Here is a 17,716-nt window from a genome sequence, read left to right as displayed (position 1 = left end):
AATTTCGTTCACCTGCACTGCCACACGGAGTTCTCGATGCTCGATGGCGCGGCCCGCATCCACGACCTGTTCAAGGGCGCGGAGAAGATGGGCATGCCGGCCCTCGCCATGACAGACCACGGCAATCTCTACGGTGCCTACGAGTTCTACAAGGCCTCCAAGAACTACGACGTCAAGCCGATCATCGGCCTCGAGGCCTACCTGACGCCGCGCACCCACCGCTCTGAGCGCAAGCGCGTGCAGTTCGGCGACGGTACCGGCGACGACGTCGCGTCGAAGGGCGCCTACACCCACATGACGATGTGGGCCTCCAACAACGAGGGCATGCACAACCTCTTCAGGCTCTCCACCAGGAGCTCCCTCGAGGGCTTCTTCTACAAGCCGCGCGCAGACCGGGAACTGCTCCACCAGTACGGCAAGGGCCTGCTGGCCACGACGGGGTGCCCGTCGGGCGAGGTGCAGACCTTCCTGCGCCTGGGGCAGTACGACAACGCCCGCGCCGCCGCCGCGGAGTTCCGCGACATCTTCGGGGAGGGCAACTTCTACGTCGAACTGATGGACCACGGCCTCGATATCGAGACCAGGGTCCGCAAGGACCTGCTGCGCCTGGCGAAGGACCTCTCGCTGCCGCTCGTGGCCACCAACGACCTCCACTACGTGCACGCCCACGATGCAGACGCCCACGACACCCTGCTCTGCGTCTCGGCCGGCTCGCGGAAGGCGGAGATCAGCCGCTTCAAGTTCGACGGCAACGGGTACTACCTCAAGTCCGCCGAGGAGATGCGCTCGCTGTTCCGGGAACTGCCGGAGGCGTGCGACAACACGCTCGCCATCGCGGAGCGGATCGAGACGAAGTTCGACGAGGGCATGGGCACCTACATGCCCCGGTACCCCGTCCCGGAGGGCGAGACCGAGGACTCCTGGTTCCACAAGGAGGTCGAACGCGGCCTGCAGGCGCGCTACCACGGCAACATCTCCCAGGAGGTGCGTGAACGCGCCGAGTTCGAGACCAGCATCATCGCCTCCATGGGCTTCACCGGCTACTTCCTCGTGGTGGCGGACTTCATCAACTGGGCCAAGAAGAACGGCATCCGGGTCGGCCCCGGCCGTGGCTCGGGTGCAGGTTCCATCTGCGCCTACGCGCTGCGCATCACCGATCTCTGCCCGCTGCAGCACGGCCTCCTGTTCGAGCGGTTCCTGAACCCGGAACGCGTCTCGATGCCGGACTTCGACATCGACTTCGATGATCGCCGCCGCGGCGAAGTCATCCAGTACGTGTCGGAGAAGTACGGCAACGACAAGGTCGCCCAGATCATCACGTACGGCTCCATCAAGGCGAAGGCCGCGGTGAAGGACTCCGCGCGCGTGCTCGACATGCCGTTCGCCATCGGCGAGCAGATCACCAAGGCCATGCCGGCAGACGTCATGGGCAAGGGCGTGTCGCTGGCAGACCTGTTCAACGAGCAGCACAAGCGCTACGCCGAGGGCAACGAGTTCCGCGAGCTGTACCAGTCGTCGCCGGACGTGCGCACCGTCGTCGACACGGCCAAGGGCCTGGAAGGGCTGAAGCGCCAGTGGGGCGTCCACGCCGCGGGCGTGATCATGAGTTCGCATTCGCTGATCGACATCATCCCGCTCATGAAGCGCGAGGCCGACGGTGCGATCATCACGCAGTTCGATTACCCGGGCTGCGAGTCCCTCGGGCTGATCAAGATGGACTTCCTGGGGTTGCGCAACCTCACCGTCCTCGACGACGCGGTGCGCAACATCAAGTTGAACCGCGACTTCGACCTCGACCTGGACGCCCTCGTCGAGGACATGACAGACAAGGCCGCCTACGACCTGCTGGCCAGCGGCGACACCCTGGGCATCTTCCAGCTCGACGGCGGTGGCATGCGCACCCTGCTGCGACTCATGCAGCCGGACCATTTCGAGGACATCTCCGCGGCGCTGGCCCTGTACCGGCCCGGGCCCATGGGCGCCCAGTCCCACACCAACTACGCCCTGCGCAAGACCGGCCAGCAGGAGATCGTCCCGATCCACCCGGAGCTCGAGGAACCACTCGCGGACATCCTCTCCACCACCTACGGCCTGATCGTCTACCAGGAGCAGGTCCAGCAGATCGCCCAGCGCGTCGCCGGCTACTCGCTGGGCAAGGCAGACCTGCTGCGCCGCGCGATGGGCAAGAAGAAGAAGGAGGTCCTCGACGCGGAGTTCGTGCCGTTCTCCGAGGGCATGCGGGCCAACGGCTTCTCCGACGGTGCCATCAAGGCGCTGTGGGAGATCCTGATCCCGTTCTCCGACTACGCCTTCAACAAGGCGCACACCGCGGCCTACGGCGTCATCTCCTACTGGACGGCCTACCTCAAGGCGAAGTACCCCGTCGAATACATGGCGGCGCTGCTCCAGTCGGTGCGCGACGACAAGGACAAGTCCGCCCAGTACCTCGCCGAATGCCGCCGCATGGGCATCGAGGTGCTGCCGCCGGACGTGAACTCCTCCGAGGTCATGTTCACGCCAGTGGGCGAGCACATCCGCTTCGGCCTGGGCGCCGTCCGCAACGTGGGCGACAAGGTGGTCACCGCCTGGGTGGAGGAGCGCAAGCGCCTCGGCCCCGCGTCGGACTTCCACGACTTCCTGGACAAGGCGCCGCTGCTGATCTGCAACAAGCGGGTGGTCGAATCGCTGATCAAGGCTGGGGCCTTCGACGAGATGGGCCACGCCCGGCGCGCCCTGATGAGCATCTACGAGAACGCCGTCGACGCGGTCATCGACCTCAAGCGCAACGCGGAGCACGGCCAGGACGGGTTCGACTTCGGTTTCGGTGCCGAGGTCGACGACACCAGCTCCGCGCTGCGCGACACGGTGCCTGAGATGGACGAGTGGGACCGCCGCACCAAGCTCGGCTTCGAGCGCGAGATGCTGGGCCTCTACGTGTCGGACCACCCGCTCAACGGGCTCGAGCACGTCCTGCAGGCCAACTCCGAGCGGTCGATCTCCTCGGTCGCCTCCCCGGACGGCTACCGCGGCCCCACCAAGGTGTGTGGCCTCATCACGTCGGTGGCCCGCCGCGTCAACAAGGCCGGCAACATCTGGGCCATCATCAGCGTGGAGGACCTCACCAGCTCGCTGGAGGTCACGGTCTTCCCCCGGGTCTACGACCAGGTGGCGCAGTACCTGGAGCCGGACACCATCATCGCCATCAGCGGCGCGGCCGAGGACGGCGAGGACCGCGGCCGGATGCGGGCCCAGCAGATCATCACGCCACACGTCAGCGCCGAAGGTAACGTCGGCCCGCTCGCCCTGTCCCTGCCCGCGGTGCGCTGCACCCCCGGCCTGGTGAACCGCCTGAAGGAGATCCTCGCCCTGTACCCCGGCGCGGCCGAGGTGCACCTCAGCCTCCGCACCGGCGACACCATCAAGACCTTCCGCCTCGGCGACGGTTACCGGGTGAACCTCACGTCGGCGCTCTTCGCAGACCTGAAGGCCGTCCTGGGGCCGGCCTGCGTCGGCATGGGACGGGGCGCTGATGTCTGACGGCCTCCTCGTCGTCACCCGGCGCAGCCAACTCGCCGAACTGTGGGACAACAGCTGGTGGCGCCTGATCGTCTTCGTCGCCGCCTCGGTGCTGGTGGGCGCCCTCGGAGGTCTCCTCTGGGCCGCCACCGCGCCCCGGCCCACGTACCAGATCCAGGAGGACCTCACCGCCCTGATCTCCGAACGCGGGCAGGCCGCCATGATCGGCGCCGACGCCAGCTTCGTGCTGATCACCGGGATCATCGGGGCCGCCGTGGGCCTCGTCGGCTGGTTCGTCCTGTACCGCCGCGGTTGGCTCGTGATCGTTGGATCCGTCCTGGCCGCAGTCGCGGCCGCGCTCATGACGTGGCGGCTGGGGCTGGTCGTGGGCACCACCGGGTTCGCGCAGCGGCTGGCTTCGGCCTCGGCCGGCGATGTCGTCGCGGTGGACCTCCAACTGCGGTCCCTGGCCGCCCTGATGGTGGCCCCCTTCACCGCGATCACCCCTGTCATGCTGCTCGCTGCGTTCTGGCCGGAACCAGGGGATGAGCAGGAGTCCGAGGAGCCTGAGCCCACGCAGTAGGATGGCTTACCGTGCTGCGCATTCTTGATTTCACCGGGGCTCAGGGGCCCTACCGGGCCATGTTGCCCCGCGGGTCGTTCGACGTGGACGCCGCGGTGGAGGTGGTGCGGCCCATCGTCGACGACGTGGCTGCCCGCGGTGAGCAGGCGCTGCGCGAGTACTCCCAGAAGTTCGATGGCGTGATTCCGGAGTCGCTCCGCGTACCGGCTGCTGAACTGGCCCGCGCCGCCGCAGAACTCGACCCGGACCTGGCCGAGGCCTTCGCCGTGTCCATCCAACGGCGCCGTCAGGTGGCCCAGGACCTGGAACTCGACTCGAACCCGGCCCCCGCGGTCCTCGCCGACGGCGCCCGCGTGGGCCTGCGCAACATCCCCGTCGGCCGCGTCGGCCTCTACGTGCCGGGCGGCCTCGCTCCGCTGGCCTCCTCGGTCATCATGAACGTGGTGCCGGCGCAGGTGGCCGGAGTGCCGTCGATCGCCGTCGCGTCGCCGCCCCAGAAGGACTTCGGCGGGCTGCCGCACCCCAACATCCTGGCGCTGTGCCACATCCTCGGCGTGGAAGAGGTCTACGCCGTCGGTGGCGCACAGGCCGTGGCCATGTTCGCCCACGGCGTCGAGGGCCTGTGCGAGCCCGTCTCGTTGATCACCGGCCCCGGCAACATCTACGTGGTGGCGGCCAAGCGCCTGCTCCGCGGGCTCGTCGGCATCGACTCGGAGGCCGGCCCCACGGAGATCGCCATCGTGGCCGACGACACCGCGAACCCGGCCTACGTGGCCGCAGACCTCATCTCACAGGCCGAACACGACCCGTTGGCAGCGTCTGTGCTCATCACACCCTCGGCCGCGCTGGGCGAGGCCGTCCGGGCGGAGGTGACCCGGCAGGTGGAGGTGCAGAAGCACCACGAGCGGATCCGCACCGCGCTCACTGGCCCGCAGTCCGCCGTCGTGCTGGTGCGCGACCTCGACCAGGCCGTCGCAGTGGCGGACGCCTACGCCGCCGAACACCTGGAGATCCAGACAGCCAACGCGGAGGCGGTGGCCGCGCGTATCCGCAACGCCGGCGCCATCTTCGTCGGCGACTTCGCCCCCGTCTCGCTGGGCGACTACTCCGCAGGTTCGACGCATGTGTTGCCCACCGCGGGCTGCGCCTGCCACTCGTCGGGTCTCAACGTGCGCTCGTTCATGCGCACCGTGCACGTCATCGGCTACACCGAGCAGGCCCTGATGGCCATCGCAGACGGGGTGGAGAAGTTCGCGCTGGCCGAAGACCTGCCGGGCCACGCCGCGGCCATCACGGTGCGGAGGGCCCAGTGATCACGCTCGACGACCTCCCGCTGCGTGCGGACCTGGTGGGGGAGGAGCCCTACGGTGCTCCCCAGCTGGACGTGCCTGTGGTGCTCAACGTCAACGAGAACCCCTACCCGCCGTCGCCGGCTGTCCGGCAGGAGATGGCGGCGGCCATCGTCAACGCCGCCGGCACGCTCAACCGCTACCCGGACCGCGAGGCGCGCGCCCTGCGGGCCGATCTCGCCGCCTACCTGGGCCACGGCCTGACGGCAGAGCGGATCTGGGCGGCCAACGGGTCCAACGAGATCATGAGCCACCTGCTCACCGCGTTCGGCGGGCCGGGGCGCAAGGTGCTCACCTTCACTCCCACGTACTCCATGTACCCGGAGTACGCGCGCAACACCTGCACCGAGTACGTGACGGTGCCGCGTCGCGACGACTACACGCTCGACGCCGAACTCATCCTGGGTGCCATCGCCGAGCACCGGCCCACCGTCGTCCTCATCACCTCGCCGAACAACCCGACGGGTACCACGGTCGCGTTGGAGGTCATCGACGAGGTGTGCGCCACCACGGATGCCATCGTGGTCGCCGATGAGGCCTACCAGGAGTTCTCCAGCCGCCCCAGCGCGCTCGAGCTGCTCGACAAGCACCCCCGCCTGGTGGTGTCACGCACCATGAGCAAGGCCTTCGCCCTGGCCGGTGGCCGCGTGGGCTACCTGGCTGCGGCCTCCGCCATCGTGGACGCCTGCCGGATCGTGCGCCTGCCGTACCACCTCAGTGCCCAGACCCAGGCCGTGGCGCGCGTGGCGCTCGCCCACGCCGACGAACTCCTCGCCCGGGTGCGCGAACTGACCGCAGAGGCCCGCGGCTTCGAGGCCTGGGCGCGCGAGCACGGCTACGCCGTCGTCGATTCGGAGGCGAACTTCTCGCTGATCGGACGCTTCCCGGACCGGCACCAGGTCTGGCAGTCGCTGCTGGACAGGGGCATCCTGATCAGGGAGACCGGCCCGGCCGGCTTCCTGCGGGTCTCCGCCGGCACCCCGGCCGAAATGGCCGCCCTCAAAGAGGCCCTCACAGATCTCCAGCCCGAAAGGCAGCCATGACCCGCACCGCCACCGTCGAACGCATCACCAGCGAGTCGTCCATCAAGGTCACCCTCGACCTGGACGGCAGCGGCACTTCGCAGATCTCCACGGGCATCGGCTTCTACGACCACATGCTCACTGCGCTGTCCAAGCACTCGCTGATCGACCTCACCGTCGAGGCGGAGGGCGACCTGCACATCGACGGGCACCACACCATCGAGGACACCGCCATCTGCATCGGGCAGGCGCTGAAGGAGGCGCTGGGCGACAAGTCCGGCATCCGCCGCTACGCCTCCGCCGTCGTGCCGCTCGACGAGGCCGTCGCTGAGGTCGTCGTGGACGTGGCCGGCCGCCCGTACGTCACCTGCCAGGGGGAGCCCGACGGCCAGGTGTACGCCCGCATCGGTGGTTCCGGCGTGCCCTACGCCGGTTCGATGACGTACCACTTCTTCGAGTCGCTGGCGCTCAACGCCGGCCTCTGCCTGCACCTCACGCTGCGCGCCGGCCGGGATCCGCACCACATCGTGGAGGCCGAGTTCAAGGCCCTGGCGCGGGCACTGCGCGACGCGGTCGAGATCGACCCCCGTCGGCAGGGCATCCCGAGCACGAAGGGTGCACTCTGATTCGCCGGGTCGGCCTGCTCGACTACGGCTCGGGCAACCTGCACTCAGCAGCCCGCGCGTTCCGTAACGCGGGGGCTGAGGTCGTCGTGTCCGCGGACCACTCCGAACTCCTCCGGCAGGACGGCCTCGTCGTGCCGGGAGTCGGTGCCTTCGCCACCTGCATGAACGGGCTCACGGCGGTGGGCGGCGACGACCTTATCCGGGACTGGGCCGCGGCCGAGCGTCCCCTCCTGGGGATCTGCGTCGGCCACCAGATCCTCTTCTCCGCAGGCCACGAGCACGGCATCCGCGCCGAGGGCATCGGGCTCTACGACGGAGAGGTCACGGCCTTGGAGACGCACCGCCTGCCGCACATGGGCTGGAACACGGTCAGCGCCGCGCAGGGTTCGCGCCTCTTCGAGGGTCTCGCAGAGGAGCGCTTCTACTTCGTGCACAGCTACGCCGCACGGACGGCACCGGGCGACGGCCTCGTCACCACGGCTCAGCATGAGGACGTCAGCTTCGTCGCGGCCGTCGAGCGCGGTGTCGTGTCGTCCACCCAGTTCCACCCCGAAAAGTCGGGCGCCGCGGGCGCCCGACTCATCGGGAACTGGCTCGCCGCCTTCTCAGGCTGAGCAGGCCCCGCTGTCCAGGACGGCGCAGACGGCCTCGTCGCGCTCTGCGCACCGGAGACAAGGCATGGTGACCGAGCCCCGGCGCGTGGTCTCCCGGCCGGGGCCTGACCGGGTAGGGTTGTGCGTCGTGGAGAAGCTTCAACTGTTGCCCGCCGTCGACGTCCAGAACGGCCAGGCCGTTCAACTGGTGCAGGGCATAGCCGGCACCCAGAAGGAATTCGGCGATCCCCTCGAGGCCGCGCTGCGCTGGCAGGAAGGCGGTGCCGAATGGCTCCATCTGGTGGACCTCGATGCGGCGTTCGGCCGTGGCAACAACGGTGACCTGCTGAAGGACATCGTCGGCAAGCTCGACATGTCGGTCGAGATGTCCGGCGGTATCCGTGACGACGAGTCGCTGGAGCGCGCACTGGCCACCGGCTGCCGTCGCGTCAACATCGGCACCGCCGCCCTGGAGAACCCCGAATGGTGCGAGCGGATCCTCGCCCGCTACGGCGACAGGATCGCCATCGGCATCGACGTACGCGGCGAGAACCTCGCGGCCCGCGGCTGGACCACCGAGGGTGGCCCATGGCACGAGGTGGTGGACCGCCTGACGGCGGCAGGCTGCGAACGCTTCGTCGTCACAGACGTGAACGCCGACGGCATGCTGACCGGCCCCAACACGGATCTCCTCCTCGAGGTCGCCGAACGCAGCGGCCAGAAGGTGATCGCCTCCGGCGGGATCGCCACGCTCGACGACCTGCGTGCCCTGCGCCGCCACGTGGACCGCGGCGTGGAGGGTGCCATCGTCGGCACCGCGCTCTACGTCGGCCGGTTCACGATCGGCGAGGCGCTCGCCGTCGCAGAGGGCGCCATCGATGGTTAGGCCTCCGGCCAGCACGTTCGGTGCTGTTGATCCCGCGCACGGGCATGTGCCCCCGCTGCTGACGGGCCGTATCAAGGACCTCCTGGCGGGCAAGAAGATCGCCATGACCGGTGTCACCGGGTTCATCGGCGAGCAACTCCTCTGGAAGGTCCTCACTGAGTGCCCGGAGACCGCCACGGCGGTCCTGGTGCGCCGCAAGGGGTCGATCACGGCGGAGAGCCGCGTCGTGTCGCTGCTGAAGAAGAAGATCTTCAAGGACGTCGTGGAGCAGGCCGGTGGAGTCGCCGAGCTCATGGCCGCCCGCGTCCAGGTGATCGAGGGTGACCTGCCCCGCGTGCCGGACCTGCCGCGCGATATCGACGTGCTGGTGCACTGCGCCGGCGACGTGTCCTTCGACCCGCCCATCGACCAGGCCTTCATGACCAACGTGGTGGGCACCAAGGCGCTGCTGGGCAAGCTGCGTGAAGCCTGCTCGGATGCGGACGGCAACCTGGTCCGCGTGCCGCACTACGTGCATGTCTCGACGGCGTACACCGCCGGTCGTCGCCGGGGCGCCATCCCCGAAGCCGCGCACGTCCACACCATCGACTACGAGACCGAGACGGCCGCCGCGCTGGCCATGGCCGAGCACATCGAGGCCCGTTCCCGCAGCGCCGAGCAGCTGACGGTCCTGCGCAAGGAGGCGGAGGCGCTCCACCGCCAGGCTGGCTACCTCACCACCTCGCAGGACACCGAGCGCCGCCGCCTGGAATGGGTCAAGAAGGAACTCGTCTCCGCCGGCACCGAGCGGGCCCGGTCACTGGGCTGGACCGACGTCTACACCTTCGCCAAGGCGATGGGGGAGCGCGTCGTGGCAGACCTCACCCACGACATGCAGGTGTCCATCTTCCGGCCCGCCATCGTCGAATCATCGCTCCGGTACCCCTACCCGGGCTGGATCGAGGGCTTCAAGATGGCAGATCCCCTCATCTTGGCCTACGGCCGTGGCCAGGTGCCGGAGTTCCCCGCCTCACCGGATGCCGTGATCGACGTCATCCCCTGCGACTTCATCGTCAACGGCCTGGTGGCCGTGTGCGCCACCCAGCCCACCGTCGGTGAGCCGGAGTACTATCACGGCGCATCGGGCGCCCGTAACCCGCTGACGTTCCGCGGGATCTACGAGCACGTGCGCAGCTACTTCAGCAAGCACCCGTACACCTCCGGGCAGGGCTCCACACCGTTGTCCACCTGGAACTTCCCGGGGGCTGAGCCCATCGAGAAGCTCATGCGCGTGGCGGACACGGGCCTCAAGGTGGGCAACAAGCTGCTGAGCTACGCGCCGCGTGGCAAGCGGACCCGGGCCATGGCCGCCAGCCTCGACAAGACGTCGAAGACGCTGGACTTCCTGGGCAAATACCTCAGCCTCTACGGCGAGTACCTCCAGTCGGAGCTGCACTTCGTCGACGACAACACCCTGGCGCTGCACCACTCGCTGCACGAGGACGACAAGGAGCGCTTCGGCTTCGATTCCGCCTCCTTCGACTGGACGCACTACATGGAGGAGGTGCACATCCCGGCCATCACAGATCCGGTCCGCCGCCTCGAAGCAGTGCGCAAGCGTCGTCAGGCACGGGCCGCCACGTTCAAGGAACTGAAGCCCGCGGAGCCGGGCACCGTGCTCGCCGCCTTCGACCTCGACGGCACCGTCATGGCCACCAACGTCGTGGAGACCTACCTCTGGGCGCGGCTGCCGGAGCTCAGCCCCGTGCGCCGGCTCGGCGAAATGGCCAGCATCGCCATGCAGCTGCCGCTCTACCTGGGTGCCGAACGCAGAGACCGCGGTGTCTTCCTCCGGTCGATCTACCGCCGGTACGCCGGGGCGGACCTGGAGGCCCTCGAGGCCTACGTCGACGAGAAACTGGCGCCGCTGATCCTCGACCGGATGTCCCCGGACGCCATCCGCCGCATCCGCGAGCACCGCGACGCTGGGCACACCACCATCCTCATGACGGGTGCGGTCCGTCCGCTCACCAGGCCGTTCGAAGGGCTGTTCGACAGGATCGTCGCGGCCGAACTCGCCACCGATGAGCATGGTCGCTGCACAGGATTCCTGAGCGGCCCACCGATGGTCGGCGAGTCCCGCTCCGCCTGGCTCAACCACTATGCCAAACTGCACGACTTCGATCTGGGCGCAAGTTACGGTTACGCCGACAGCCATGTCGACCTGCCCATGCTCAGCACCGTGGGCAACCCCGTGGCCGTCAGCCCCGACATCGGCCTCATGCGGGCGGCCAGGTCCAAGGGCTGGTCGATCGTCGAATGGCCGGAGATGTCTCCGCTGCCGCGCTGGAAGATGTCGTGAACGGAAAGGATCACTGATGGCTCGTCCCGGTTTTGTACTCGAGGTCGACGACAAGACCCCGCCCATCATGGCCCCGGCCGGCGCTGAGCTCCGCCTCGAGCGGCTCGGCATCGGCACCAGGGTCGTCTACCCGGCGGACGCGGTGCCCTCGAGCGATCCGGCGGCGCTGATCGATTCTGCGCTGACCGCACCGCTGAACGCGGAGGCGCTGGCCTCGCGGCTGCGTGAGGACACCAAGCTCACCATCGTGGTCGCCGACGGTGGCCTGCCGCTGCCGCGGCCCCAGTTCGACCCCCGCCGGACCCTCGTGGAGCGGGTGCTGGAAACCGCCGCGCGCGCCGGTGTCGACGACGTCGAACTCGTCGTCGCCAACGGGCTGCGTCAGCGCTGGTCGCCCACGCAGATCACGGCCGTCCTCGGCGACCGCGTGGCCAGCAGCTTCCTCCCCGACGGACTGATCACCAGCCACGACGTGACCAGCGACGACCTGGTCACCATCGGCGAAGCTGCCGGAGGGACCGTGAGGCTCAACCGCCGCGTCGCCGAATCAGACCTGGTCGTGGTCATCGCGCTGGCCTCCGGCTTCTCCTCCGGTTGCCCCCTGTCGGAGGGCCTCACGGACCTCGGCACCGTCAACCGGATGGCCGGCGCCAACGCCACCGACGAGGCCCGCGCCGCCGTCGAAGAGCTCGTGCAGCAGAAGGTCGACGCGTTCGCGTTGGTGGCCGTCCTCGGCCAGCCCCTACTCAGCAGCACCATGCGTTTCGTCTCGAAGCGTGAATGGGAATGGAACCTCGGCGACAAGCTGGCCTACGCCGGGGCCCGCCAGGTCATCGGCGCCCTGCCCCGCAACGGCGCCTCCCTGGTGCACAACCGCATGTCGGCCGACTACGCCATCATCGATGTCGTGGCCGGCGAACCCGCCGCGGTGCGCCACGATGCGTCGCTGGTGTGGCAGGCAGGCAACTCCGTCGAGGTCCAGGGCGCGGCAGACGTGCTGGTCGTCCCCGTGTGGGGCGCCGCCATCGAGGAGGGCCCCATCGGGTCGCCGCTCGACGCCGCCCACCATGCGCTCGTGACGGCTGCCGGTTCGCACCTCGGCAGCCCCTATGTGCGCCCCGGGGGAGTGGTCATCGCGTTCCACCCCCTGCCGAACAAGTTCTCCAACCGCCGCCAGTCGGCCGGCGCCGACTTCTTCGCGAAGGTGTTGCCCGCCAGCACCGATCCGGCTGAGATCGCGGCGGAGTTCGAGCCCCGGGCGATCAGCGACGACTGGTACATCAACCTGTACCGCAAGCAGTTCGCCCACCATCCGCTGCGCGCGTTCCACCAGTGGTACCGCACCGCGGCCGCCACCCAGGACCTGTCCGACGTGATCTGGGCGGGCGCGGACCGGCGCAGCGCCGCGCTGCTCGGCCACCGTGCCGCCAGCACCTACGCCGACGCCCTCGAGATCGCCGCAGACGCGGTGGGGAGGCAGCCGGCCATCACGTTCCTACGAGGCCCCGGTCTGGCGCTGGGCGACGTGCGATGAAGCGTCATCTCCCGTCCTGGGCCCAGCCCCGACGCTCCAAGCCGAAACCGAAACTCACCCTCGTCACGGATCTGATCCGGCTCTTCCAGTCCGTGCCCGGTCGTCGCCCGGCCGGTGCTCCGAAGCAGGAGCGGACCGGCCTGGAACTGGCCAGCCGGATGCAGTGGCCGCAGGGTCACGTGACGCTCAGCCTGCTGTCGCTGCGTTTCGACATCGAGCTGGTGGGCATCGACACGCTCAACGGGCTGCGCCAGCCCCTGGTGTTCGCCGTCAACGAGCAGGGCGTGCTGGACTACCAGATCCTGCGGATGGCGTTGCCGTCCCGGATGCGCCCCACCAACGTCGGCCTGTCCCGCGCCCTGGTGCGGGGCCGCAACGTCGTGAGCTTCACGGACGACCCCCCGCATGGGCGGCTCGTGGGCGACTTCAGCACCGTGGCCGCGGAACTGGCCAACCAGCACAATGTGGCGATCATCCCGGTGGGGCTCGCCGGCACCTTCAAGTTGAAGGACATCCTCAAGTTGCCGCTCACCACCAAGCCCAAGGTGTCCATCCGCTTCGGCGCCCCCATCTACGTGCGGGGACGCTCGCTGGCGGAGGCCACCGCTGAGCTGCAGCTCCGCGTCGAACAACTCGTCCATGAGGGCGAACTCACCTGGTGGACGGTGGAGCGACGCCGCCAGGGGCACGGCGAACCCGCCGCGCCCACGCCCACCCCCCGGTGGCGCCGACTCTGGGACCAGACCGCCCCCAAGCCGGAAGACCGGAATCGAATCTGGCGATGAGATGAGCGCGATGGAAGCCTACGTCGAACCTCACCTCACCTGGCGGCTCCTGACTAAGGACGACGCCATGGAGGTCGACGAGTTCCGCCAGCAGCTCGAGGCCCTGGACAACTCCGTCCTGTCCGGCGTGGCCACGTCGATCACGGACTCCGGCATGCAGATGGCGGAGGGGATGGCCGTCGGGGGGTGGGACGCCTACTCGTCGCTGTCCGCCTTCGGCATCAGCTACGTGGCCGAGGTGGACCCGCCGCGGATCTACCTCATGGGCGGCGTGCACCCCGTCCACAGGCACCAGTCCATCGGTACCGCGCTGTTCCGGTGGCAGATGAACCGGGCCATCGCCTGGCGCGATGAACACCATCCGGGGCAGCCGCTGTGGCTGGGCTGTTACGCGGAACTGGACCGCCCAGGGACTGAGAAGGTCGCCCGCAAGCTGGGGTTCACCCCCGAACGCTTCTACTACGATCTGCAACGCTCGCTGCGCCACCCGGTCCGCCACCACGACGTGCCGGGCATCACCGTCACGCGATTGACGGATGCGTTGGAGGAGGACGTGCGGGTGCTCCACAACACGTGCTTCGCCCCACTCGGCGGTTCCGAGGTCACCAAGGTGGACTGGCGGCACCGCCTCTGCGATGCCACCTTCCGCTACGACTGGTCCTTCGTCGCCCTCGACGGTGAGCGCGTCGTCGGTTATGCCATGAGCGGTGTCGACCAGGAGGGTGACACCGATGAGGCGCTCGGCGGGTGGACGGAGCGGTTCGGGGTCCATCCGGACTACCGGGGCCGCGGTATCTCGCTGGCCCTCATGGAGCACTGCCTCAACGCCATGCGCGATTCGGGCTGCACGGAGGCAGGCATCGGCGTCGACACCGTCGACGGTGAAGGCATCAAGCGCTTCGCGACAGATCTGGGCTACGCGACACGCGACGCCGTCGCACTGCTGTCCACCGTGGTGGAGTGAGCAGGCCACGGTAAGCTTCGCTGAGCACAGAATTTCCAGAGCATAGAGAGAGTGGGGTCCGATGTCGGGGCATTCCAAATGGGCGACGACGAAGCACAAGAAGGCAGTCATCGACGCCAAGCGCGGCAAGCTCTTCGCCAAGCTCGTCAAGGGCATCGAAGTGGCTGCACGGCTGGGCGGCGCCGACCCTTCAGGTAACCCGGCACTCGAGCTGGCCATCCAGAAGGCGAAGAAGTCTTCGGTCCCCAATGACAACATCGACCGCGCCGTCAAGCGCGGGTCCGGCGCCGAGTCGGGTGCTGCGGACTACGAGACGATCATGTATGAGGCCTACGGCTCCGCGGGCGTCGGCCTCCTGATCGAGTGCCTCACGGACAACCGCAACCGCTCCGCCTCCGAGGTCCGCGTCGCGGTCACCCGCAACGGCGGCACCATGGCGGACATCGGCTCGGTCCAGCGGGGCTTCTCCCGCATGGGTGTCATCGACGTCCCCAAGCAGCAGGGTGGCAAGGAGGTTTCTGAGGACGAGGTCCTCGAAGCCGCCCTCGACGCCGGGCTGGAGGAGGTCGTCGACGACGGCGACAACTGGGAGGCGCGCTGCGACCCCAACGACCTCGATGAGGTGCGCAAGGCCGTGGAGGGCGCCGGGTTCGACTGGGACGTCGCCGAAGTGCAGTTCGTCGCGTCCTTCGAGACGCCCGTCGACAACGTGGACGTCGCCAACCGCGTGTTCCGCATCATCGACGCTCTGGAGGACTGCGACGACGTGCAGAACGTCTACTCGAACCTGGATCTGACGCCTGAGGTGGCCGCGGCACTCGAAGACGAGGAGTGACCGCACGGGCATGCGAGTCATCGGCATCGACCCCGGCCTGACCCGGTGCGGTATCGGCATCGTCGACGGCACCGTCGGTCGGCCGCCCCGGCTGGTCGCCGTCGGTGTCGTCCGCACGCCCGCAACCCTCGATGTCGCCCGGCGCCTTCTGGCGCTCGAGGAGGGGCTCTCCGTCTGGTTCGAGGAGTACCAGCCGGAGGCCGCCGCCATCGAGCGTGTCTTCGCGCAGCACAACCTCGCCTCCGTGATGGACACGGCCCAGGCCTCCGGAGTCGCGGCGCTGAGCGCCGCCAGGCGGGGCCTGACGGTCACCTTTCACACGCCGTCGGAGGTCAAGGCGGCGGTGACAGGGTCCGGCACCGCGGACAAGGCGCAGGTGACACTCATGGTCACCCGCATCCTCAAGCTGTCAGAGGCCCCCAAACCCGCCGACGCGGCAGACGCGTTGGCCATCGCCGTGACCCACGTGTGGCGTGGCACCGGCACGAACCGTTACGCCGCGGCAGTCGCGGCAGCCAAGGGGAAGCGATGATCGCTCAACTCACCGGCACCGTGCTCAGGGCCGGCGCCACCGAATGTGTGCTCGACGTCGGGGGCGTCGGCTACCTGGTCTTCATCACGCCGTCGACGGCCGCGGCCCTGCGCCCGGGGGAGGTCACCACTCTCCATACGTCGCTGGTGGTGCGCGAGGACGCCATGACGCTCTACGGCTTCAACGGGCCTGGCGAGCGTGAGGCGTTCATCGTGTCCCAGGTCGCCTCGGGAGTGGGGCCCAAGCTTGCGCTGGCCATCGTCTCGGTGCTCGGGCCAGCGGAGTTGCGCCGCGCCGTCCAGACGGAGGACATCCGCCGGTTGACCTCGGTGCCGGGCATCGGCACCAAGGGTGCCCAGAAGCTCATCATCGAACTCAAGGACAAGGTCGTGGCCCTCGGCCTCGACGACCGGGACGGACAGGAAAGTGCGCCGGTCGCGGGAAGTGGCGAGGAACAGTGGCGCCACCAGGTCAGCGAGGGGTTGCAGTCGCTCGGCTGGTCCGCGCGCGACGCCGATTCCGCCTGCGACAACGTGGCCCCCCTCGTCGAGGAGGATCCTGCCATGCCCATCGGCAAGCTCCTGCGCGCCGCGCTCAATTCGCTCGCGAGGCGATAGTGGAGCACGCAGAGACGGATCCCTACGCCCAGGTCGAGGAACGCGACTACGAGGCGGCGCTTCGGCCCAAGACCCTCACGGAGTTCGAGGGACAGCCCCGCGTCCGCGAGCAGTTGGGTCTGGTGCTCGACGCGGCCCGCCACCGGGGCACGACGCCGGACCACGTGTTGCTGTCCGGCCCGCCCGGGCTGGGGAAGACCACGCTGGCCATGATCATCGCCGAGGAGATGGGCGTTGCGCTGCGGATCTCCTCCGGCCCGGCCATCCAGCACGCCGGCGACCTCGCCGCCATCCTCTCGGGCCTCGACGAGGGGGAGGTGCTCTTCCTCGACGAGATCCACCGCCTGTCGCGTCCCGCGGAGGAGATGCTCTACCTCGCGATGGAGGATTTCCGCGTCGACGTCATCGTCGGCAAAGGCCCTGGCGCCACCGCCATCCCCATCGAGCTGCCCCCGTTCACCCTGGTGGGCGCCACCACCCGGGCCGGCATGTTGCCCGGCCCGCTGCGTGACCGTTTCGGGTTCACGGCGCAGCTCGACTTTTACGACCCGGCGGACCTGGCGGGCATCGTGGTCAACTCCGCGGGCAAGCTGGGCGTCTCGATTCATCCCGACGCCACGGACGAGATCGCCCGTCGGTCCCGTGGCACACCCCGCATCGCCAACCGCCTGCTGCGGCGCGTGCGCGACTTCGCCCAGGTCAAGGGACATCCCGTGGCAGATCGTGGCGTCGCCCGCGCCGCGCTGGAACTGTACGAAGTGGATGAGCGGGGTCTCGACAGGCTCGACCGTGGCGTGCTGGCGGCGCTCTGCAACCTCTTCGACGGCGGTCCCGTCGGGCTCTCCACCCTCGCGCTGAGCGTGGGGGAGGAGATCGAAACAGTCTCCGAGGTGGCAGAACCGTTCCTCATCCGCGAGGGGCTCCTGGTGCGCACACCCCGTGGCCGGGTGGCCACCCGGGCCGGCTATGCGCACCTCGGCATGAGGCCGCCCGCACAGAACCCCGTACTCTTCGATTGACCATTTCACGGTACCGGCACCTCTGGTACTGACTTCTGACCGGCCTCCGCTATTCTGAGCGACGGCCACCAACGTAGGGAGAAGCTCCATGCCACCCGGATTTGACCTGATCATCATGATCGTGGCGATGATCGCCCTGTTCTACTTCATGATCATCCGCCCGCAGCGCAAGCGCATGCAGCAGCATCAGGAGATGCAGCAGCAGTTGGTGCCCGGCGCCCGGGTGCTGCTGACCTCCGGCATGTTCGGCACCGTCGTGCATGTCGGCGAGCGTCAGCTCATCGTCGAGCTCGCCCCCGGCGCCGAAGTCACCGTCCTCAAGGGGAACGTGGCCCGTACGGCCAACCCCGATGAGGAGGAGTTCGAGTTCGACGACGCACCGGCGGATGTCCTGAGCACCGAGCCGGTCATCACCGACGAGGAGTTCCAGGCCATGTACGGCTCTGACGAGCAGGCCGACACCGAACCGTCCCACGACGTGACGGACCCGAACCGCAACGAGGATCCCAAGTAA

At 68.6% G+C, this 17,716-nt stretch carries 16 protein-coding genes; all 16 read left to right on the top strand.

The window, feature by feature from the left end; genetic code table 11:
* Window positions 1–36: 36 nt before the first annotated feature.
* The 16 genes from dnaE to yajC all read left to right on the top strand — a co-directional run bounded on the left by dnaE (window position 37) and on the right by yajC (window position 17,716).
* Window positions 37–3,537: a DNA polymerase III subunit alpha gene (dnaE, locus tag C3E87_RS02935; RefSeq protein ID WP_233120685.1), complete on the top strand. Its 3,501-nt coding sequence runs from the start codon at window positions 37–39 to the stop codon at window positions 3,535–3,537.
* On the top strand, window positions 3,530–4,099 hold the full coding sequence (locus C3E87_RS02930) for a hypothetical protein (RefSeq protein ID WP_076059027.1): 570 nt from the start codon (window positions 3,530–3,532) through the stop codon (window positions 4,097–4,099). Before dnaE ends, C3E87_RS02930 begins: the two co-directional genes overlap by 8 nt.
* 11 nt (window positions 4,100–4,110) lie before the next feature.
* On the top strand, window positions 4,111–5,412 hold the full coding sequence (hisD, locus tag C3E87_RS02925) for a histidinol dehydrogenase (RefSeq protein WP_076059025.1): 1,302 nt from the start codon (window positions 4,111–4,113) through the stop codon (window positions 5,410–5,412).
* Window positions 5,409–6,491 (top strand): histidinol-phosphate transaminase, encoded by a 1,083-nt coding sequence (locus C3E87_RS02920; RefSeq protein ID WP_076059023.1) that lies wholly within the window; start codon window positions 5,409–5,411, stop codon window positions 6,489–6,491. The genes hisD and C3E87_RS02920 overlap by 4 nt, the downstream gene beginning before the upstream one ends.
* Window positions 6,488–7,096, top strand: coding sequence for an imidazoleglycerol-phosphate dehydratase HisB (gene hisB / locus C3E87_RS02915; protein ID WP_076059021.1), 609 nt, complete (start codon window positions 6,488–6,490; stop codon window positions 7,094–7,096). The genes C3E87_RS02920 and hisB overlap by 4 nt, the downstream gene beginning before the upstream one ends.
* A complete protein-coding gene (hisH, locus tag C3E87_RS02910; RefSeq protein ID WP_198928194.1) occupies window positions 7,093–7,710 on the top strand; it encodes an imidazole glycerol phosphate synthase subunit HisH in 618 nt (205 codons plus the stop codon). Before hisB ends, hisH begins: the two co-directional genes overlap by 4 nt.
* A gap of 127 nt (window positions 7,711–7,837) precedes the next feature.
* The gene (priA, locus tag C3E87_RS02905) at window positions 7,838–8,575 is read left to right on the top strand and encodes a bifunctional 1-(5-phosphoribosyl)-5-((5-phosphoribosylamino)methylideneamino)imidazole-4-carboxamide isomerase/phosphoribosylanthranilate isomerase PriA (protein ID WP_076059016.1); all 738 of its coding nucleotides are present in this window, start codon (window positions 7,838–7,840) and stop codon (window positions 8,573–8,575) included.
* Window positions 8,568–10,916 (top strand): HAD-IB family hydrolase, encoded by a 2,349-nt coding sequence (locus C3E87_RS02900; RefSeq protein ID WP_083665348.1) that lies wholly within the window; start codon window positions 8,568–8,570, stop codon window positions 10,914–10,916. Before priA ends, C3E87_RS02900 begins: the two co-directional genes overlap by 8 nt.
* 16 nt (window positions 10,917–10,932) lie before the next feature.
* Window positions 10,933–12,450 carry a lactate racemase domain-containing protein gene (locus C3E87_RS02895; RefSeq protein WP_076059013.1) on the top strand — a complete coding sequence of 506 codons (1,518 nt, stop codon included), beginning with the start codon at window positions 10,933–10,935 and terminating at the stop codon, window positions 12,448–12,450.
* Entirely contained in the window at window positions 12,447–13,235 is a 789-nt protein-coding gene (locus tag C3E87_RS02890; RefSeq protein WP_076059010.1) for a hypothetical protein, read from the top strand. Before C3E87_RS02895 ends, C3E87_RS02890 begins: the two co-directional genes overlap by 4 nt.
* Window position 13,236: 1 nt before the next feature.
* Window positions 13,237–14,199, top strand: a complete 963-nt coding sequence (locus C3E87_RS02885; RefSeq protein WP_076059007.1) for a GNAT family N-acetyltransferase — start codon at window positions 13,237–13,239, stop codon at window positions 14,197–14,199.
* 61 nt (window positions 14,200–14,260) lie between these two features.
* Entirely contained in the window at window positions 14,261–15,034 is a 774-nt protein-coding gene (locus tag C3E87_RS02880; protein ID WP_076059005.1) for a YebC/PmpR family DNA-binding transcriptional regulator, read from the top strand.
* Window positions 15,035–15,053: 19 nt separating this feature from the next.
* Window positions 15,054–15,566, top strand: a complete 513-nt coding sequence (ruvC, locus tag C3E87_RS02875) for a crossover junction endodeoxyribonuclease RuvC (protein WP_198928193.1) — start codon at window positions 15,054–15,056, stop codon at window positions 15,564–15,566.
* The gene (gene ruvA / locus C3E87_RS02870; protein ID WP_076059001.1) at window positions 15,563–16,183 is read left to right on the top strand and encodes a Holliday junction branch migration protein RuvA; all 621 of its coding nucleotides are present in this window, start codon (window positions 15,563–15,565) and stop codon (window positions 16,181–16,183) included. Before ruvC ends, ruvA begins: the two co-directional genes overlap by 4 nt.
* Complete coding sequence (gene ruvB / locus C3E87_RS02865; RefSeq protein WP_076058999.1) at window positions 16,183–17,202, top strand: Holliday junction branch migration DNA helicase RuvB; 1,020 nt, start codon at window positions 16,183–16,185, stop codon at window positions 17,200–17,202. Before ruvA ends, ruvB begins: the two co-directional genes overlap by 1 nt.
* A gap of 88 nt (window positions 17,203–17,290) precedes the next feature.
* Window positions 17,291–17,716 (top strand): preprotein translocase subunit YajC, encoded by a 426-nt coding sequence (gene yajC / locus C3E87_RS02860; RefSeq protein ID WP_076058996.1) that lies wholly within the window; start codon window positions 17,291–17,293, stop codon window positions 17,714–17,716.

It is taken from the genome of Tessaracoccus sp. ZS01 (assembly GCF_022342445.1).
In the GTDB taxonomy this organism is placed as follows: Bacteria; Actinomycetota; Actinomycetes; order Propionibacteriales; family Propionibacteriaceae; genus Arachnia.
Note: the sequence above shows the minus strand (reverse complement) of the source record. Positions and strands in the feature narration are given on the sequence as shown.

Coding starts and splice junctions, on each gene's coding strand:
- dnaE (WP_233120685.1), top strand. CDS start 37: ATGCTCGATGGCGCGGCCCGCATCCACGACCTGTTCAAGGGCGCGGAG.
- C3E87_RS02930 (WP_076059027.1), top strand. CDS start 3,530: ATGTCTGACGGCCTCCTCGTCGTCACCCGGCGCAGCCAACTCGCCGAA.
- hisB (WP_076059021.1), top strand. CDS start 6,488: ATGACCCGCACCGCCACCGTCGAACGCATCACCAGCGAGTCGTCCATC.
- C3E87_RS02900 (WP_083665348.1), top strand. CDS start 8,568: ATGGTTAGGCCTCCGGCCAGCACGTTCGGTGCTGTTGATCCCGCGCAC.
- C3E87_RS02895 (WP_076059013.1), top strand. CDS start 10,933: ATGGCTCGTCCCGGTTTTGTACTCGAGGTCGACGACAAGACCCCGCCC.
- C3E87_RS02890 (WP_076059010.1), top strand. CDS start 12,447: ATGAAGCGTCATCTCCCGTCCTGGGCCCAGCCCCGACGCTCCAAGCCG.
- C3E87_RS02885 (WP_076059007.1), top strand. CDS start 13,237: ATGAGCGCGATGGAAGCCTACGTCGAACCTCACCTCACCTGGCGGCTC.
- C3E87_RS02880 (WP_076059005.1), top strand. CDS start 14,261: ATGTCGGGGCATTCCAAATGGGCGACGACGAAGCACAAGAAGGCAGTC.
- ruvA (WP_076059001.1), top strand. CDS start 15,563: ATGATCGCTCAACTCACCGGCACCGTGCTCAGGGCCGGCGCCACCGAA.
- yajC (WP_076058996.1), top strand. CDS start 17,291: ATGCCACCCGGATTTGACCTGATCATCATGATCGTGGCGATGATCGCC.